We start from the raw sequence: 16,329 nt of genomic DNA, 5'->3' as shown, positions 1-16,329 counted from the left end.
ACGGGTCTCCCCGGGCCGCTGCGCGGCACCGGGGAGACGGTACTTGCCGGAAATTCTTCTGTCAGCCGAGGTTGTGCGGCCCGAAGGCCTGCGGCAGCACCCTGTCCAGGGTCCAGACGCCCTCGGGCGTGTCCATGAGCAGCTCCGGCCCGCCGTGCTCGTACAGCAGCTGGCGGCAGCGGCCGCACGGCATGAGCGCCTGACCCTGCCCGTCCACGCAGCTGAACGCGACCAGTCGGCCGCCGCCGGTGGCGTGCAGGGCGCCGACCAGTCCGCACTCCGCGCACAGGCCCACGCCGTAGGAGGCGTTCTCCACGTTGCAGCCGCTGACGACGCGCCCGTCGTCCACGAGCGCGGCCGCGCCCACGGGATAGTTCGAGTAGGGCGCGTAGGCGTGTTCCATGGCCTTGCGCGCGGCGGCGCGCAGCGCCTCCCAGTCGATGTCGGTCATGAGCGGCTCGCCCTCCATTGCCTGCCGACGCCCGCGGGCGGCCTCAGCCTCTGCGAGGCCAGCGACAGTACCAGCAGTGTGGTGATGTGCGGGCTGTAGGTGGCCAGCTCGCGCGGCAGCGAGTCGGTGGTGAAGTACCAGACCAGCAGCAGCACCCCGGCCAGGGCCCCCGCCGCGGCCATGCCCTTGCGGTCCTTGCGCACCTGCCAGACGGCGACGGCGAGCAGGACCAGGGCGAGGAGCAGCAGCAGGACGTGGATCGCCGCTCCGCCGCCCCGGATCTGGAGGGCGTCGGTGTAGCCGAACAGACCCGCGCCCGCGGCCAGGCCGCCGGGCCTCCAGTTGCCGAAGATCATCGAGGCGAGGCCGATGTAGCCGCGGCCGCCGGTCTGCCCCTCCTGGTAGATGCGGGAGGCGACGATCGACAGGAACACGCCGCCCATGCCGGCCAGGCCGCCGGAGACGACGACCGCGACGTACTTGAGCGTGTACACCGGCACGCCGAGGGACTCGGCGGCGTCGGGGTTCTCGCCCACCGAGCGCAGGCGCAGGCCGAACGTGGTCCGCCACAGCACCAGGTAGGTCAGCGGGATCATGAGGATGGCGACGAGGGTGAGCGCCGACATGTTGGTGGTCAGGCCGATGACCAGCGCGGCCAGGTCGCTGACGAGGAAGATCCCCTTCTCCTCCAGCGGTCCGAGCGCGTCCTTGACGAAGGGCAGGCTCAGCACCTGGAAGGGCGGTGTCCGCGGCGACTGGGAGGCTCCGGCCCCGTCGACGTCGGCGTAGACCAGGATCGACAGGTAGCGCATCGCTCCCAGCATGAGGATGTTGATCGCCACGCCGGAGACGATGTGGTCGACCGCGAAGGTCACGGTGGCCACCGCGTGCAGCAGGCCGCCCGCCATGCCGGCGAGCACGCCCGCCAGCAGGCCCAGCCACGGGTTCCCCGTGGACCAGGCGAAGTAGGCGCCGAACCAGGTGCCCATGATCATCATGCCTTCGAGGCCGATGTTGATGACACCCGCGCGTTCGGCCCACAGGCCGCCGAGGGCGGCCAGGGCGATCGGCACCGCGAAGATGATCGTGGTGCTGATGGTGCCCGAGTCGACGAGCATGTCCTGCCCGGTGAAGACCCGCAGGCCCGACAGGGACACCAGCACCGCCGCGGACAGGGTGAGCAGGCGCCAGAGCGCCCAGCCCCTGGGCCGTGCCGGCCGGGCCCCGACCGGGGTCCCCGACACGGTGCCCGTCACTGTGATCTCCTGGCTCACTTCGCCTCCCCGCCGCGCTCGCCGTCGCCGGGGGTCTGGTCCCCGTCGGCTCCGGTGCCGCCCTCGGCCGCCGTGCCGGTGGCCACGGCGGCGGGTTCCTTCGGCTCGGCAGCGGTGCCGAGCTCCTTGCCGATCTGCTGCTGCTGGTAGCGGCGGCCCCAGCGGTGCACGATCTCGTAGACCACGACGACCGTGAGGACGATGGTGGCCTGCGCGATGACCGCGATCTCCTGCGGGTACCCGTCGAAGGGCAGGATGCCGGCCGCCTGGTTGAGGAACGCCCAGAACAGTGCCGCGAAGACGATGCCCACGGGGTGGTTGCGCCCCAGTAGGGCGATCGCGATGCCGATGAAGCCGATGCCGGTCGGGAAGTCCAGCGCGTAGTAGTGCGAGGCTCCCAGCAGCTGCGGCATGCCGACGAGTCCTGCGGCCATGCCCGAGAAGAGCATGGACAGGAACACCATCTTCTTGACGTCGACGCCGCTGGCCTCGGCCGCGCTCTGCGACTGGCCGGTGGCCCGCAGCTCGAAGCCGAACCGGGTGCGGTTGAGCATCACGGAGTAGGCGATGCCGACCGCGGCGGCCAGCACGACCAGGCCGAAGATCTCCCGGTCCGAGCCGAGGAAGCCGGCCGGGATGCCGGGCACCCACGACGACTCCTCCAGCGGAGGGGTGCCGATGTTGTTGGTGCTGATCTCGACCGCCAGGCGGTCGGTGCTCAGCAGGTAGGCGGTGATGCCGGTGGCGATCGAGTTGAGCATGATCGTCGAGATCACCTCGGACACGCCGCGGGTGACCTTGAGGTATCCGGCGATGCCCGCCCACGCGCCGCCGACCGCGACGGCCGTGGCCATGACGACGATCTGGCTGAGGACCGGCGGCAGCACCAGGTATCCGCCCACGGCCGCGGCGAGCAGGGCGGCGAGCCGGTACTGGCCGTCCACACCGATGTTGAACAGCTTCATCTTGAAGCCGATCGCCACGGCGACGGCGGCCAGGTAGTAGGTGGTGCCGTCGTTGACGACCTGCACCAGGCTGTCGGGCCGGGTGCCGTACTCGAGCATGCGGGTGAAGGTCGCCAGCGGCGGGATCCCGCTCAGCTGGAGCACGAGCGCGGTGACGGCGATCGCGAGAACGCCCGCCGCGGCCACGGCGCCGAAGGACAGCGCGAGCATGGCCGACAGGCGCCGGTACAGCAGGTGCGCCAGGAAGGAGCCGACGAGCGCGCCCAGTACGGCGGCGACCGGCTCGATGAGGGACAGGTCCAGGAACCAGCCCGTCAGCATCCCGGCGACCACGGACAGCACCAGGGCGGTCGGGACGACCAGCGTCCGGTGGAGGGTGGTGCCCTTCTCCCGGACGCCCTCGGGGTCGCCGGCGCCGCGCGTCCGGCCGTCGGCCCAGAGCGCGGTCGCGAAGGCGGCCGCGACACCGATCGCCGACGCCGCCCACCACAGCAGCGCCAGGTCCAGGGCCGCGGTGACCGCGACGCCCACGGCGACGGTGGCCGCCGTGGCGACGGGTACGGGCATGCTCCGGGTGGAGTCCTTGCTCATGCTCCGTCCTCGCTTCGGTCAGCGGCGGCGGTACCGCCTTCTGTCTTCTCGTCTCCGGCCAGCCCGGCGCCGGTCATGGCCGAGCCCAGCTGTTCGGGGGTGACATCGGTCGGGTCGGCCTGGGCGACCATGCGTCCGCGCAGGATGACGTGGAGCGTGTCGGACATGCCGATGAGCTCGTCGAGGTCGGCGGAGATCAGCAGGACCGCGAGCCCGGCCGCGCGGGCCTCGCGCAGCTGCTCCCAGATGGCGGCCTGGGCCCCGACGTCCACGCCCCGGGTGGGGTGGGCGGCCACGAGGAAGCGCGGATCGCCGCTCATCTCCCGGCCGATGATGAACTTCTGCTGGTTGCCGCCCGAGAGTGCGTCGGCGACGACGTCGATCCCCGGGGTGCGCACGTCGTACTCGGCGACGATGCGCTCGGAGTCGGCCCGCGCCCCGGCCCTGTCGATCCAGGGGCCGCGTGTGCTCGGGGCCTTGGTCTGGTGGCCCAGGATGCGGTTCTCCCACAGCGGGGAGTCCAGCAGCATGCCGTGGCGGTGGCGGTCCTCGGGGATGTAGCCGACGCCCGCCTCGCGGATCTTCAGCGTGTGCCAGCCGGTGATGTCCTGACCGCCGAGGAGGATCCGGCCGGAGGCGAGCGGGCGCATGCCCATGATCGCCTCGATCAGCTCGGACTGGCCGTTGCCTTCCACACCGGCGATGCCGACGATCTCGCCCTCGTGGATGTCGAGGGTGACCCCGTCGACCACGGGGCGGCCGTCGGCCGCGGTGATGGTGACCCCGTCCAGGGAGAGCACGGTGTTCTCCGTGACCGTGGACTCGCGCAGCTCGGGGACGGGCAGCTCGCCGCCCACCATCAGCGTGGCCAGTTCCCGGGCGGTGGTGGTGCTCGGGTCCGCGGTGGCCACGGTGGTGCCCCGGCGGATCACGGTGATCTCGTCGGCGACGGAGAGGACCTCGTCGAGCTTGTGCGAGATGAAGATGACCGTGAGGCCCTCGCTCTTGAGCTCTCGGAGGTTGTCGAAGAGCTCGTCGACCTCCTGGGGGACCAGGACGGCGGTGGGCTCGTCGAGGATGATGGTCTCGGCGCCGCGGTAGAGGACCTTGAGGATCTCCACGCGCTGGCGGTCGCCGACGCCCAGGTCCTCCATCAGGCGGTCGGGGTCGACGCCCAGGCCGTACTGCTCCGACAGCTCGCGGATGCGGGCCCGGGCCCGGTTGCCGATGCCGTGCCTGCGCTCGGCGCCCAGGACGACGTTCTCCAGCACGGTGAGGTTGTCGGCCAGCATGAAGTGCTGGTGCACCATGCCGATGCCATGCTTGATGGCGTCGGAGGGCGAGTTGAGGCGGACCTGGCGGCCCTTGACCCCGATCGTGCCCTCGTCGGGGCGGTGCATGCCGTACAGGGTCTTCATCAGCGTGGACTTGCCCGCACCGTTCTCGCCGACGATGGCGTGCACGGTACCGGAGGCCACGGTGATGTTGATGTCGTGGTTGGCCACGACGCCGGGAAAACGCTTGGTGATCCCGCGCAGCTCAACGGCCGGGGGCGCGGAGGCCCCTGAGCCCGATGGCGTGCTGCTCATCTGTCTCCTCGGGGAACTTGCGGCGCGGCGCGGAACCGGGTGGGCCCCGGCCGCACGTCGCATGACAGCAGCCGGGGCGGCGCCGGGCAAGGGGGATCCTCCCCTTCCGGCCGCCGCCCCAGGCCGTGCTTCGGGGCCTACGGCTTCTCGGAGACCTCGATCTCGCCGTCGATGATCTGCTGCTTGATCTCGTCCAGCTGCTCCTGGAGCGGGCCGATGAGCTCGGGGTTGGAGTCGGTGTAGTCCACACCGCCGCTGGCCAGGTCGAAGCGCTGGACACCCGCCTCGACGGTGTCCTCGCTGGCGGCCTCGATCAGGTCGTAGACGGCGACGTCGACCTGCTTGATCGCGGAGGTGAGCACGTACGGCTTCTGCTCCTCCTCGGCGTTCTCGTACTGGTCGCTGTCGACACCGACGAACAGGAAGTCGTTGCTGACGGCGGCCTCGAGGACGCCGTTGCCCGAGGCGCCGGCGGCGTGGTAGATCACGTCCGCGCCGCGGTCGTACTGGGCCTGGGCCATCTCGCGGCCCTTGGCCGGGTCGCTGAAGCCGCTGAAGTCCGGCGGCTGGCTGATGTAGTCGACCTCGACCTCGATGGCGTCGTCGACGTGGGCGACGCCCGCGACGTAGCCGGCCTCGAACTTCTGGATCAGCGGGGTCTCGACACCGCCGATGAAGCCGACGTGGTCCTCCTCGGTGCTCAGCGCGGCGGCGGCGCCGGCGAGGAAGGAGACCTGCTCCTCGGCGAAGACCAGGCTGGTGACGTTGTCGATGTCGGTGATCTCGGAGTCGACGATGGCGAAGTCGACGTCCGGGTACTCGGGCGCGACCTCGCGGACGGCGCCGTCGTAGGCGAAGCCGACCGCGATGACGACGTTGAAGCCCTCCTCGGCCATGGTGGTCAGGCGGTCCACCTTGGCGGACTCGGCCTCGCCGTCGGTGGGCTCGAACTCCTGGGCGTCCACGCCCAGCTCCTCCACGGCCTGCTCCAGACCCCGGTAGGCCGAGTCGTTGAACGAGCGGTCACCGCGGCCGCCGACGTCGTAGGCCAGGCCGACCTTGACCCCGGAGGCGGACTCCTCGCCGCCGGAACCGCTGCCCCCGTCGTCGGCCGCGCTGTCACACGCGGTAAGGGCCAGCACACCCGCCGCCGTGACGGCGGCGAACTTGGCTGCGTTGCTGCGCTTCACTTGATAACTCCCCTTCGCCCTCTCGACAGCCCGTCATATAGATGCGGATCGGCCGAGTTCTGCAGCCGGACGATATACGGTCGCCGAAAGTACACCCAACCTGCGCACCGACTTGTTATGAAGGCGAAAGCAGAGCGACACGGTGGCCCTCCCCAAAGTTACCGAGAACACACCGGAGGCAGGCAACCTTCTTTGCCGCAGGGGTTTTCCCGGCGGCGGAACACCCTTCGACAAGCGGTTACCGCAGTGAGCTCCGACACCTTTACGTAGAGTGACAAATCCCACGTGGGAGGGCACTGGTCCATACCGGTCTGGCATCTCCGGGGCGGGTCGGCACCGTCGGCCTCAGGAAGTGAGGAACTCCACGACGGCCTGTCTGAGGATCCGGGAGGAGACGGCGTTGGCGTGGCCGCGCCCCGGCACCTCCACGAAGGTCCCCCCGCACAGTGCGGCCAGCTCCTGCGCCCCGGCCGCGACCTCGTCCTCGGAGCCCGCTGCGACCAGGACGGGACAGGTGAGGGGCGGGTGCGCCCGGAAGGGCCGGGAGGCCTGGCCCCGGGCGCAGGCGGCCAGGGCCGCGGGGTCGTTCCCGGGCAGCCCCGCGACATTGCGGAAGACGGAGTCGAAGGGGGTGTCCCCGCTTCCGGGGTCGGACAGGTCGACCCCTTCGAAGGCGTCGGCCGGGCCGAAACCGCAGAGGGCGACGCGGCGCACCCGCTCGGGGTGGGTCAGGGCGAGCTCCCAGGCCAGGCGCGAGCCCATGGAGTAGCCGACCGCGTCGACCCGCTCGACGCCCAGCCGGTCCAGCGCGGCCGTGAGGTCGCCGACGAAGTGCTCGGGAAGGTAGAAGCCGCTGTCGGCGGGCTTGTCGCTGTCCCCGTGTCCGCGCAGGTCGGGGCCCAGCACCCGCAGCCCCTCGGCCTCCAGGGCCCGTGTCCAGCCGGCGGCCCGCCAATTCATGTCGAAGCTCGTGCCGAAACCGTGCAGCAGGAGTACGGGAACGGCGTCCGCCGGGGAGGACGGAATCAAATCCGCGCAGCGTATTGCCACGCCGTCGGCCGGATTTTCAGACATGAATCCTTCATTCCTCGTTCGCTGGAGTTATTCGGAAGGGGAAGGACGGGCCCATTCAGATCTTTCCCCGAACCCCGGCCGCCTACAAGCGGATCCGGTCGGATATTTCTCTGAACGGGCCCCGGTTCCTCTCCCCTGTTCAGTCCGCAGGCGGCTTGAGGCGCACCCGGCGGGTGGGCCTCTCCTCCGCGGGGACCTTGCCGACGATGCCGGCCTGGGGCGCGTCGTCACTCACCGTGACCACAAAGGTGACCAGGGGCGCGCCGACGGGGACCACCTCCTCCTCCCGCGCGTGCAGCTCGGCGATCCGGCCGGCCTTGGGCGAGGGGATGACGACGGCGGACTTGGTGGTCTCCACCTCCACCAGGGGGTCGTTGCGTCCGACGGTGTCGCCGACGCCGACCTGCCACTCCAGGACGGTCGCCTCGACCAGGCCCTCCCCCAGGTCGGGAAGGGTGAAGGTGACGCTCTCTTCGGCCATGTCTGTCTAGAACTCCAGTGTCCTCTGCACCGCAAGCAGGATGCGGTCGATCGTGGGCAGGTACTGCGGCTCCAGCGGACCCGCGGGGTAGGGCACGTCGAACCCGGTGACGCGCTGTACAGGGGCGGCCAGGTCGCGGAAGCAGTTCTCGGTGACCAGTGCCGAGACCTCGGCGCCCAGTCCGGCGGTGAGGGGCGCCTCGTGCACGACCACCGCCCGCCGGGTCCGCGCCACGGAGGCCGCGAGGCCCTCGGCGTCGATGGGCTTGAGCCAGCGCAGGTCCAGCACCTCCAGCTCCACACCGTCCTCCGCGGCCAGCTCGGCCGCCTGGACGCAGCGGTGCACCATGGCGCCCCAGGCCACGAGGGTGGCGTGGCGTCCGGGGCGGACGATCCGGCTGGTGCCGATGGGCTCGTCGGGTTCGCGCAGCTGAACCGGCCTGCGTTCCCAGTAGCGGGCCTTGGGCTCCATGTAGACCACCGGGTCGTCCGAGCGCACGGCCTGGAGCAGCAGCGTGTAGGCGTCCCCGGGGTCGGAGGGGGCCACGACCTTCAGTCCCGGGGTGTGGGCGAAGATCGCCTCCAGGCTCTCCCCGTGGTGTTCGGGCGCCTGGATGCCGCCGAAGGAGGGCAGGCGCAGCGTGATCGGCATGGGCGCCGCTCCGCGGGTCCGGTAGTTCATCCGCGCCACCTGGTTGACGATCTGGTCGATGGCGGGATAGGCGAAGCCGTCGAACTGGAGCTCGGGGACGGGGCGCCAGCCGTTCATCGCCAGGCCGACCGCCATGCCCATGATCGCGGACTCGGCCAGGGGGGTGTCGAAGACGCGCCGGTCCCCGAACTCCTTCTGGAGTCCGTCGGTGACGCGGAAGACTCCGCCGAGGGTTCCCACGTCCTCGCCGAAGACCAGGACGTCGGGGTCCTCCGCCAGGAGGACGCGCAGCGCCCGGTTGACGGCCTGCTGCATGGACAGCTCCACGACGGGGGCTTCCTGCGTCTCCGTGCCGGTGCGGTCGATCAGCTCGGTCACAGCCGGACCTCCTCCTGCCAGATGCGGCGCTGCCGGGCCAGCTCCTGGGTGGTCTCCCGGTAGACGTGCGTGAACAGCTCGGAACCGTCGGGCTCGGGGGCGGTGGAGACTCCGTCGCGGATCTCCTCGGCGCGCGCCCTCGCCTCGGCGTCGATGCGGTCGAGTTCCGCCTCGCCGGCGTATCCGGCCTCGATCAGGGCGCGGCGCATCAGGTCGACGGGGTCGCGGTGGCGCCGCCACCGCTCGGCCTCGGCCTCGTCCCGGTAGCGGGCGCTGTCGTCGGAGGTGGAGTGCGGCTCGACCCGGTAGGTGAGCGCCTCGACAAGGGTGGGGCCCTCGCCCCGGCGGGCCCGCTCCGCCGCCTCGGAGACGGCGCGGTGGACGGCGCCCGCGTCGTTGCCGTCCACGGCGACGCCGGGCATCCCGTAGCCGGCGGCGCGCGCGGCCACGGATCCGCCGGCGACCTGGCGCTCGTTGGGCACCGACAGCGCCCAGCGGTTGTTCTGGCAGAAGAAGACGACCGGCGCCCCGTAGACGCCGGCGAAGTTCATCGCCTCGTGGACGTCGCCCTCGGAGCTGGCGCCGTCGCCGAAGCAGGCCAGCGCCACGCCCTCGCCACCGCGCAGCCGCTCGCCCACGGCCCAGCCGACGGCGTGCGGCACCGGGCCGCCGACGACGGCGTTGATCGCACCGAAGCGGGACTCCATGGCGTCGTAGAGGCCGCCGTGCCACAGGGCCCGGTGCGTGGCCATGTAGCCGACCATCTCCACGCCGTAAGCCAGGGCGACGGCCATCTCGCGGTAGGTCGGGAAGACGAAGTCGCGGGAGGGGTCCAGCGCGGTCGCGGCGGCGACCTGGGCCGCCTCCTGTCCGCGTACGGAGACGTAGGCGGGGAAGACCCCCTGCCGCTGGAGGGCGACGGCCTCGGTGTCGAGGTCGCGCGCGGTCCGCATGTGCCGGTACATCGTGCGGGCGAGATCGGGCGCCAGGTGGTCCACCGTGGCGGACCCCTGACCGGCTGACTCGTGGGTCGGCATGTCGAGCGGCTCCCAACATGGCCCGGCAGCACCCTCGTGTGCCGGACCGAGTGGTTTCGAACGTGAAGCCCGATTCTCTGAAATATTCGACACTTCCGCCAGATACAGAGCGAAACTCGATACGAACAAGCACACATGAGCCTCAAACGTTCTCCAGCGTCTAAGTTATGGCGTGCGCCACGCCGAAAACACGACACTTCGCCCGATCTCCGACCGGAACCCCACCCCACCACCGACAGCGCCGATGTGGTTACAGTGTGAAGCTGATCGTGAGCAAGGAAAACCCCCTGCGCCAACTCCGACAATTCGTCGATAAAAGCGCAAGCAAGTACGACAAAAGCCTCTTCGGGGCACCCCGGGGAAGAAGTTCTGTCGCATTCTCGGAAGGGACGTGTAGTTACCCGCGAGTCAGGGAAACCCTGGACCCGATCACCGCGTCAACGACAAGTACAGTCGGATGCCCCGGCGCGCCCCCGCGCCACCCCCGCGAGAAGCGACCCGACCGCCCCCGGTCACGGGGACGCCGGGGGTCCACCGATCACAAGAGCACATGAGGAGCCCCCACATGGCCATGGGTGAGCACCGTAGGAACGGCCGGCGGCCCGACGCCACCGACCAGACGATCCTGAGCGCCCTCGCCAAGGACGCGCGCACCGGGATCACCGAGATCGCCGCGCTGGCCAACGTCTCCCGAGCCACGGCCTACAACCGGATCAAGAGGCTCACCGACGAAGGGGTCATCCGCGGCTACTCCGTGGTGACCGACCACTCGAAGATGGGGCTCGGCGTCACCGCGCTCGTCCTCATCTCGGGCAGTCAGCCCGACTGGCGCGCCAACCGGGAGATCCTGTCCGCCTACCCCGAGATCGAGTACTGCTGGTACGTGGTCGGCTCCGCGGACATCGTCCTGCTCGTCCGCGTCGCCGACACCAACCAGCTTCGCGACCTGATCCTGACCCGGCTGCAGTCGCTCCCCGGGGTGACCGCCACCCAGACGCTCACCGTCATCGACGAGGTCGTGCACCGGCCCGTCGTGGAGCCCGGAGACCCCGGCTGAGGAGACCTCTTCCTCCCCGCACCCGGAGGCCGAGGGCTCCGATCAGCCCCCGACCGCCTCGGCGACGGCGGCCATCAGCCCGCCCAGCAGCTCCGACCCCCGTTCGCGGGCAGCCCCGACGTCGCCGTCCACGTCCGACACGACTTCCACATAGGCCTTCAGCTTGGGCTCGGTGCCCGAGGGCCGCAGCGTCACACGCCCCCACGCCGCGCCCTCCAACCGGAAGCGCAGGGCGTCCGTCGGCGGCAGCCCCTCGTGGCCGTCGGCGAAGTCGTCGACCCCCGCCACCCGCAGGGGGCCGAACTCGGTCGGCGGTTCGGCGCGCAGCCGCCGCATCGCCGCGTCGATCAGCGACAGGTCCGAGACCCGTACCGACAGCTGGTCGCTCAGGTGCAGGCCGTACCTGCGGGCCTGGTCGTCGAGCAGGTCGCCCAGGGTCCTGCCCTCCTTCGCGGCCTCCGCCGCCATGGCGGCCGCGAACAGCGCAGCGCTGATGCCGTCCTTGTCGGCGACCGGGCGCCCGCTGTCGCCGCCGATGCAGTAGCCGATGGCCTCCTCGAAGGCGAACACCCGCCGCGCCCCGGGCCCGCCGGCGCGGGCCAGCCACTTGAATCCGGTGAGGGTCTCCTCGTAGCGGACGCCGCGGGCGCGGGCGATCTTGCCCAGCAGGCTGGAGGAGACGATCGTGGTGGCCACGACCCGGTCGTCCCCGCTCGTGCGGTCGAGCACGTACTCGGCGAGCAGGCCGCCGACCTCGTTGCCGTTGAGCCGCCCGTACCCGGGGACGACCACGGCGAGCCGGTCGGCGTCGGGGTCGTTGGCCACCACCAGGTCGGCGTCACCGGCCTGGGCCATGGCCAGGTCCATGGCGCCGGGCTCCTCGGGGTTGGGGAACTCCACCGTCGGGAAGGCCGGGTCGGGGTCGAACTGGGCCTCGACCACCGCCGGCCGCGCGAACCCGGCCCGCTCCATGGCCTCGACGAGCACCCTGCCGCCCACACCGTGCATGGCCGTGTAGACGACGGACAGGTCGCGAGGGCCCTCGGGCACCAGAGCGGTGACCGCGTCCAGATAGCGCTCCACGGCCTCCTCGCCCAGGACCTCCCAGCCGGTGCCGAGCGGCAGGTCCGCGACCGGGCCGACCGCGTCGATGGCGGCGGAGATGTCGGCGTCGACCGGGGCGACGATCTGCGCACCCGCCTCGTCGCCCTCCCCGCCGACGTAGACCTTGTAGCCGTTGTCCTGCGGCGGGTTGTGGCTGGCCGTCACCATGATGCCCGCGTCGGCGCGCAGGTCCCGCACGGTGAAGGCCAGGACCGGGGTGGGCAGCGGGCCCGGCAGCACCGACACCCGGTGCCCCGCCCCGGTGAGGACGGCCGCGCTGTCGCGGGCGAAGTCCTCCGAGCGGTGCCGTGCGTCGTAGCCGATCACCACGTGGGCGCCGCGCCCGGGCACCCCCTCGGAGGAGGGCAGGCGCCCGTGCAGCCAGGCGGCGATCCCGGCCGCGGCACGCATGACCACCACCCGGTTCATCCGGCCCGGCCCGGCTCCCAGCGCGCCGCGGAGCCCGGCGGTGCCGAACTCGACCCGCGTGTTGAACCGGTCGTCCAGCTCGGCCAGCGCCTCCTCCTGCCCGGCCTCGGCCGCGGCCAGCAGCGCGGCGAGCTCCTGGCGGGTCTCGTGGTCGGGGTCCTGGGCCAGCCACTCCCTGGCCCGGGCGACGGTGTCGGCGGTCATCGCTCTCCTCGGCGTCTTCAGATCTTGGCGACGATGTCGGCGAGCAGGCGGCCGACCTTGTCCGCGGAGTCGCGCCCGGTGGCCAGCACCTCCTCGTGGTCGAGGTTGGCGCCCTCCAGCCCGGCGGCGATGTTGGTGACCAGCGACATCCCCAGCACCCGGGCGCCCTCGGCCCGGGCCGCGATCGCCTCCAGCACGGTGGACATGCCGACCAGGTCCGCTCCCATGGCGCGGAGCATGCGGATCTCGGCGGGGGTCTCGAAGTGCGGTCCGGGCATGGCCGCGTAGACGCCCTCGGGCAGGGTCGGGTCGACCTCGCGGGCCAGCGCGCGCAGCTCGGCGCTGTAGGTCTCGCTGAGGTCGACGAACTCGGCGCCGGCCAGCGGCGAGCGCGCCGTCATGTTGATGTGGTCGGCGATGAGCACCGGCGACCCGACGCCGTAGGTGGTGTTGATGCCGCCCGCGGCGTTGGTGAGCACCACGGTCCGCGCGCCGGCGGCCACGGCGGTGCGTACGTTGTGCACCACGGCGTCGGTTCCGTGGCCCTCGTACAGGTGGGTGCGGCCCAGGAAGGCGAGCACCGAGCGGTCGCCGTCGGTGATGCTGCGGACGGTGCCGCTGTGTCCGGCCACGGCGGGGGGCAGGAATCCGGGCAGCTCGGCGGCGGGCAGCTCGTGCCCGGTGGCGCCGATCAGGTCGGCGGCGGGCGCCCATCCCGAGCCCATGACCAGTGCGACGTCGTAGGCGTCGACACCGGTGCGCGAGCGCAGCTCCTGCGCCGCGCGCGCGGCGGTCTCCTTGGGTGTCTGGGTCACAGCGTGTTCTCCGTTCGTCGGGGCGGCGCGGGGTCCGGGATCCGGGTCAGCGGCCGCGCCATCACGTGTTGGGGGCCCTCGTCTCCGAGGACGGTGCGCCCGGTGGCGGTGTATCCGGCCGCCTCGTAGACCCGCCGGGCCGCGGAGTTGGCCTCGTTGACGCACAGCACGGCCTCGCGTGCGCGCGGTGCCACCTCGGCGGCCAGGGAATCCAGCAGGGGTGCGGCGCACGCGGCCCTGCCGATCCCCCGGCCCTGCCATTGTGGCGTGACGTAGTAGGCGCGCAGCAGCACCGCCCTTTCGGGAGTGTCGACCAGTTCCCGCAGGTAGGGGCCGGTGTCCAGGATCCCGAACCCGGCCGCGGCCTCCCGGGCCCGGCCGGGGTCCCCGGCCGGGCCGAGGACGATCGCGAACGGTACGCGCGCCGGATCGGCGTCGGCGGCGGGCAGGGTGGCCACGGGCAGGGCCACGTAGCGCGTCTGCCCGGGAGCGAGGCGGTGGCGCAGCACCGCCTGCCTCAGCAGCGCGGCCTCGGAGGTGTCGCGGTCGAGTCGGACCAGGCGCGGGAGAGGTACGGCGCCGTGCCCGGCGCGGTACCGGCTCTGGGTGTGCATGGTCCGCACGGTCTCACATCCCGATCGGGTGCCAGACCGTCTTCGTCTCCAGGAACGGGGTCATGCGCGCCGTTCCCGGGTCCGGGTCGAGCCAGGCGTCCTCGCCCGCGTCCGCGTCGGGGCCGGGGCGCACCACCCGGGTGAGCGTCTCGGCGGCGGCCTGCTCGAACTCCGTCGCCGCGTCTCCCGCGCCGGTCAGGTCGAGGGCGTCGACGTCGGCGTGCGAGGCCAGGTGCGGCCCCAGTTCGGGGACCCGTCCGGTGAGGACGTTGACCACTCCGCCGGGCACGTCGGAGGTGGCCAGCACCTCGGCGAGGTCGACCGCGGGCAGCGGCGCCCTCTCCGAGGCCACGACCACGGCGGTGTTGCCGGTGGCGATCACGGGGGCCAGGACCGAGGTCAGGCCGAGCAGGGGGGCGTTCTGCGGCGCCAGCACCGCGACGACGCCGGTCGGCTCGGGGGTGGAGGTGTTGTGGTACGGGCCCGAGACGGGGTTGGCGCCGCCGAGCACCTGGGCGACCTTGTCGGTCCACCCGGCGTAGTACACCCACCGGTCGATCGCCGCGGACACCAGCCGGTCGGCCTCGTCCGGCCCCGCGCCGGTCGCCCGGCCCAGACCCGCGGCGAACTGGTCGCGCCGGCCCTCCATCACCTCGGCGATCCGGTAGAGGATCTGGCCGCGGTTGTAGGCGGTGCGCGACGACCAGCCGCCGAAGGCCTTGCGGGCTGCCGAGACGGCGTCGCGGGCGTCCTTGCGGGAGGCGAGCGAGGCGTTGGCGAGGTGCTCGCCGCCGGCTGAGGTCACGGGGTAGCTCCTGCCCGACTCGGAGCGGGGAAAGGCCCCGCCCAGGTAGAGCTTGTAGGTCTTGCGGACCGCCAGACGGGCGGCCGGCGCCGCCTCCCGGGTACCGGCAGCGCCCTTGTCGGAGGCCTTGGCCTCGTGCTTCGCGGCCTTGGCGGCGTTCTTGCCGCTGCCCTTGCCGCCACGACGTTCAGCCAAGGTAGGCCTCCAATCCGTGCCGCCCGCCCTCGCGGCCGTAACCCGACTCCTTGTAGCCGCCGAAGGGGCTGGCCGGGTCGAACTTGTTGAACGTGTTGGACCACACCACGCCGGCGCGCAGCCGCTCGGCGGTCCACAGCATGCGCGAACCCTTCTCGGTCCACACACCGGCCGACAGCCCGTAGGGCGTGTTGTTGGCCTTGTCCACGGCCTCCTGCGGGGTGCGGAAGGTCAGCACCGACAGCACGGGGCCGAAGATCTCCTCCCGGGCCACGCGGTGGGCCTGGCTGACGCCGGTCAGGACCGTGGGCGCGAACCAGTAGCCCTTCTCCGGCAGCTCGCAGTCGGGCGACCAGCGCCGGACTCCCTCGGCCTCTCCGCTGTCGGTGATCTCGCGGATGCGCTCCAGCTGCGCGGCGGAGTTGATCGCGCCGATGTCGGTGTTCTTGTCCAGCGGGTCGCCCACGCGCAGCTTGGCGATGCGCTCCTTCAGGCGGGGCAGCAGCTCCTCGGCGACCGACTCCTGCACCAGCAGGCGCGACCCCGCGCAGCACACGTGGCCCTGGTTGAAGAAGATGCCCGAGACGACGCCCTCGACGGCCTCGTCGAGCGCGGCGTCCTCGTAGACGATGTTGGCGCCCTTGCCGCCGAGCTCCAGGGTGAGGCGCTTGGAGGTGCCCGCGACCGAACGTGCGATCTGGCGCCCGACGCCGGTGGAACCGGTGAAGGCGACCTTGTCCACCCCGGGGTGCTCGACCAGCGTCCGGCCGGTCTCGCCCGCTCCGGGGAGGATGTTGACCACGCCGGGCGGCAGGTCGGCCTCCTGGCAGATCTCGGCGAAGGCCAGCGCGGTCAGCGGCGTGGTCTCGGCCGGCTTGAGCACCACGGTGTTGCCGGTGGCCAGGGCCGGGGCGATCTTCCAGGCCAGCATGAGCAGCGGGAAGTTCCACGGGATGACCTGGGCCGCCACGCCCAGCGGCCGGGGGTCGGGCCCCAGTCCGGCGTGGGCGAGCTTGTCGGCCCACCCCGCGTGGTAGAAGAAGTGCGCCGCCACCAGGGGCAGGTCGACGTCGCGCGTCTCCTTGATCGGCTTCCCGTTGTCCATCGACTCCAGCACGGCCAGTTCGCGCGAGCGCTCCTGGACGATGCGGGCGATGCGGAACAGGTACTTTCCGCGTTCGGCCCCGGGCATGGGGCCCCAGACCTTCTCCTGGGCGCGGCGGGCGGCGGCCACCGCCCGGTCGATGTCGGCGGCCCCGGCGACGGCGACCCTGGCCAGCTCGGTCTCGTCGGCCGGGTTGAGGCTCGTCAGGTACTCCCCGCTCTCGGCGGGGGTGAACTCCCCGTCGACGAACAGGTCGTAGGACTCGCGCAGGGTGACGACGGAGCGGGACTCCGGCGCGGGCGCGTACTCGAAGATCACCT

Annotated in this window: 15 protein-coding genes; 1 reads left to right on the top strand and 14 read right to left on the bottom strand. The window is 71.8% G+C overall.

Annotated features, from left to right (window positions below):
- Positions 1 to 61: 61 nt before the first annotated feature.
- The 9 genes from FHS13_RS05930 to FHS13_RS05890 form a co-directional block, all read right to left on the bottom strand.
- The gene (locus FHS13_RS05930) at positions 62 to 469 is read right to left on the bottom strand and encodes a cytidine deaminase (RefSeq protein ID WP_184288692.1); all 408 of its coding nucleotides are present in this window, start codon (positions 467 to 469) and stop codon (positions 62 to 64) included.
- A complete protein-coding gene (locus FHS13_RS05925) occupies positions 448 to 1,725 on the bottom strand; it encodes an ABC transporter permease (protein WP_420221533.1) in 1,278 nt (425 codons plus the stop codon). The genes FHS13_RS05930 and FHS13_RS05925 overlap by 22 nt, the downstream gene beginning before the upstream one ends.
- Positions 1,722 to 3,281, bottom strand: a complete 1,560-nt coding sequence (locus tag FHS13_RS05920; protein WP_184288689.1) for an ABC transporter permease — start codon at positions 3,279 to 3,281, stop codon at positions 1,722 to 1,724. The genes FHS13_RS05925 and FHS13_RS05920 overlap by 4 nt, the downstream gene beginning before the upstream one ends.
- Positions 3,278 to 4,870, bottom strand: a complete 1,593-nt coding sequence (locus FHS13_RS05915) for an ABC transporter ATP-binding protein (RefSeq protein WP_184288686.1) — start codon at positions 4,868 to 4,870, stop codon at positions 3,278 to 3,280. Before FHS13_RS05915 ends, FHS13_RS05920 begins: the two co-directional genes overlap by 4 nt.
- Positions 4,871 to 5,007: 137 nt before the next feature.
- The gene (locus FHS13_RS05910) at positions 5,008 to 6,060 is read right to left on the bottom strand and encodes a BMP family ABC transporter substrate-binding protein (RefSeq protein ID WP_184288684.1); all 1,053 of its coding nucleotides are present in this window, start codon (positions 6,058 to 6,060) and stop codon (positions 5,008 to 5,010) included.
- A gap of 345 nt (positions 6,061 to 6,405) precedes the next feature.
- Complete coding sequence (locus FHS13_RS05905) at positions 6,406 to 7,134, bottom strand: alpha/beta fold hydrolase (RefSeq protein ID WP_184288681.1); 729 nt, start codon at positions 7,132 to 7,134, stop codon at positions 6,406 to 6,408.
- Between the two features lie 139 nt (positions 7,135 to 7,273).
- Positions 7,274 to 7,615, bottom strand: coding sequence for a biotin/lipoyl-containing protein (locus tag FHS13_RS05900; protein ID WP_184288678.1), 342 nt, complete (start codon positions 7,613 to 7,615; stop codon positions 7,274 to 7,276).
- A 6-nt stretch (positions 7,616 to 7,621) separates the two neighbouring features.
- Positions 7,622 to 8,644: an alpha-ketoacid dehydrogenase subunit beta gene (locus FHS13_RS05895; RefSeq protein WP_420221530.1), complete on the bottom strand. Its 1,023-nt coding sequence runs from the start codon at positions 8,642 to 8,644 to the stop codon at positions 7,622 to 7,624.
- Positions 8,641 to 9,681: a thiamine pyrophosphate-dependent dehydrogenase E1 component subunit alpha gene (locus FHS13_RS05890; protein WP_184288675.1), complete on the bottom strand. Its 1,041-nt coding sequence runs from the start codon at positions 9,679 to 9,681 to the stop codon at positions 8,641 to 8,643. The genes FHS13_RS05895 and FHS13_RS05890 overlap by 4 nt, the downstream gene beginning before the upstream one ends.
- 565 nt (positions 9,682 to 10,246) lie before the next feature.
- Here FHS13_RS05890 and FHS13_RS05885 point away from each other — a divergent pair.
- Positions 10,247 to 10,738 (top strand): Lrp/AsnC family transcriptional regulator, encoded by a 492-nt coding sequence (locus tag FHS13_RS05885; RefSeq protein ID WP_184289191.1) that lies wholly within the window; start codon positions 10,247 to 10,249, stop codon positions 10,736 to 10,738.
- A gap of 42 nt (positions 10,739 to 10,780) precedes the next feature.
- Here FHS13_RS05885 and FHS13_RS05880 read toward each other — a convergent pair whose 3' ends face one another.
- The 5 genes from FHS13_RS05880 to FHS13_RS05860 are packed head-to-tail and all read right to left on the bottom strand — an operon-like array spanning position 10,781 to position 16,327.
- On the bottom strand, positions 10,781 to 12,475 hold the full coding sequence (locus FHS13_RS05880) for a phospho-sugar mutase (RefSeq protein ID WP_184288672.1): 1,695 nt from the start codon (positions 12,473 to 12,475) through the stop codon (positions 10,781 to 10,783).
- Between the two features lie 17 nt (positions 12,476 to 12,492).
- Complete coding sequence (locus FHS13_RS05875; protein WP_184288669.1) at positions 12,493 to 13,290, bottom strand: purine-nucleoside phosphorylase; 798 nt, start codon at positions 13,288 to 13,290, stop codon at positions 12,493 to 12,495.
- Complete coding sequence (locus tag FHS13_RS05870; RefSeq protein ID WP_184288666.1) at positions 13,287 to 13,904, bottom strand: GNAT family N-acetyltransferase; 618 nt, start codon at positions 13,902 to 13,904, stop codon at positions 13,287 to 13,289. Before FHS13_RS05870 ends, FHS13_RS05875 begins: the two co-directional genes overlap by 4 nt.
- A 13-nt stretch (positions 13,905 to 13,917) precedes the next feature.
- A complete protein-coding gene (locus tag FHS13_RS05865; RefSeq protein ID WP_184288663.1) occupies positions 13,918 to 14,904 on the bottom strand; it encodes an aldehyde dehydrogenase family protein in 987 nt (328 codons plus the stop codon).
- Complete coding sequence (locus FHS13_RS05860) at positions 14,897 to 16,327, bottom strand: aldehyde dehydrogenase family protein (RefSeq protein WP_184288658.1); 1,431 nt, start codon at positions 16,325 to 16,327, stop codon at positions 14,897 to 14,899. The genes FHS13_RS05865 and FHS13_RS05860 overlap by 8 nt, the downstream gene beginning before the upstream one ends.
- Positions 16,328 to 16,329 lie beyond the last annotated feature (2 nt).

Source organism: Nocardiopsis algeriensis (assembly GCF_014203695.1).
GTDB lineage: Bacteria > Actinomycetota > Actinomycetes > Streptosporangiales > Streptosporangiaceae > Nocardiopsis > Nocardiopsis algeriensis.
Note: the sequence above shows the minus strand (reverse complement) of the source record. Positions and strands in the feature narration are given on the sequence as shown.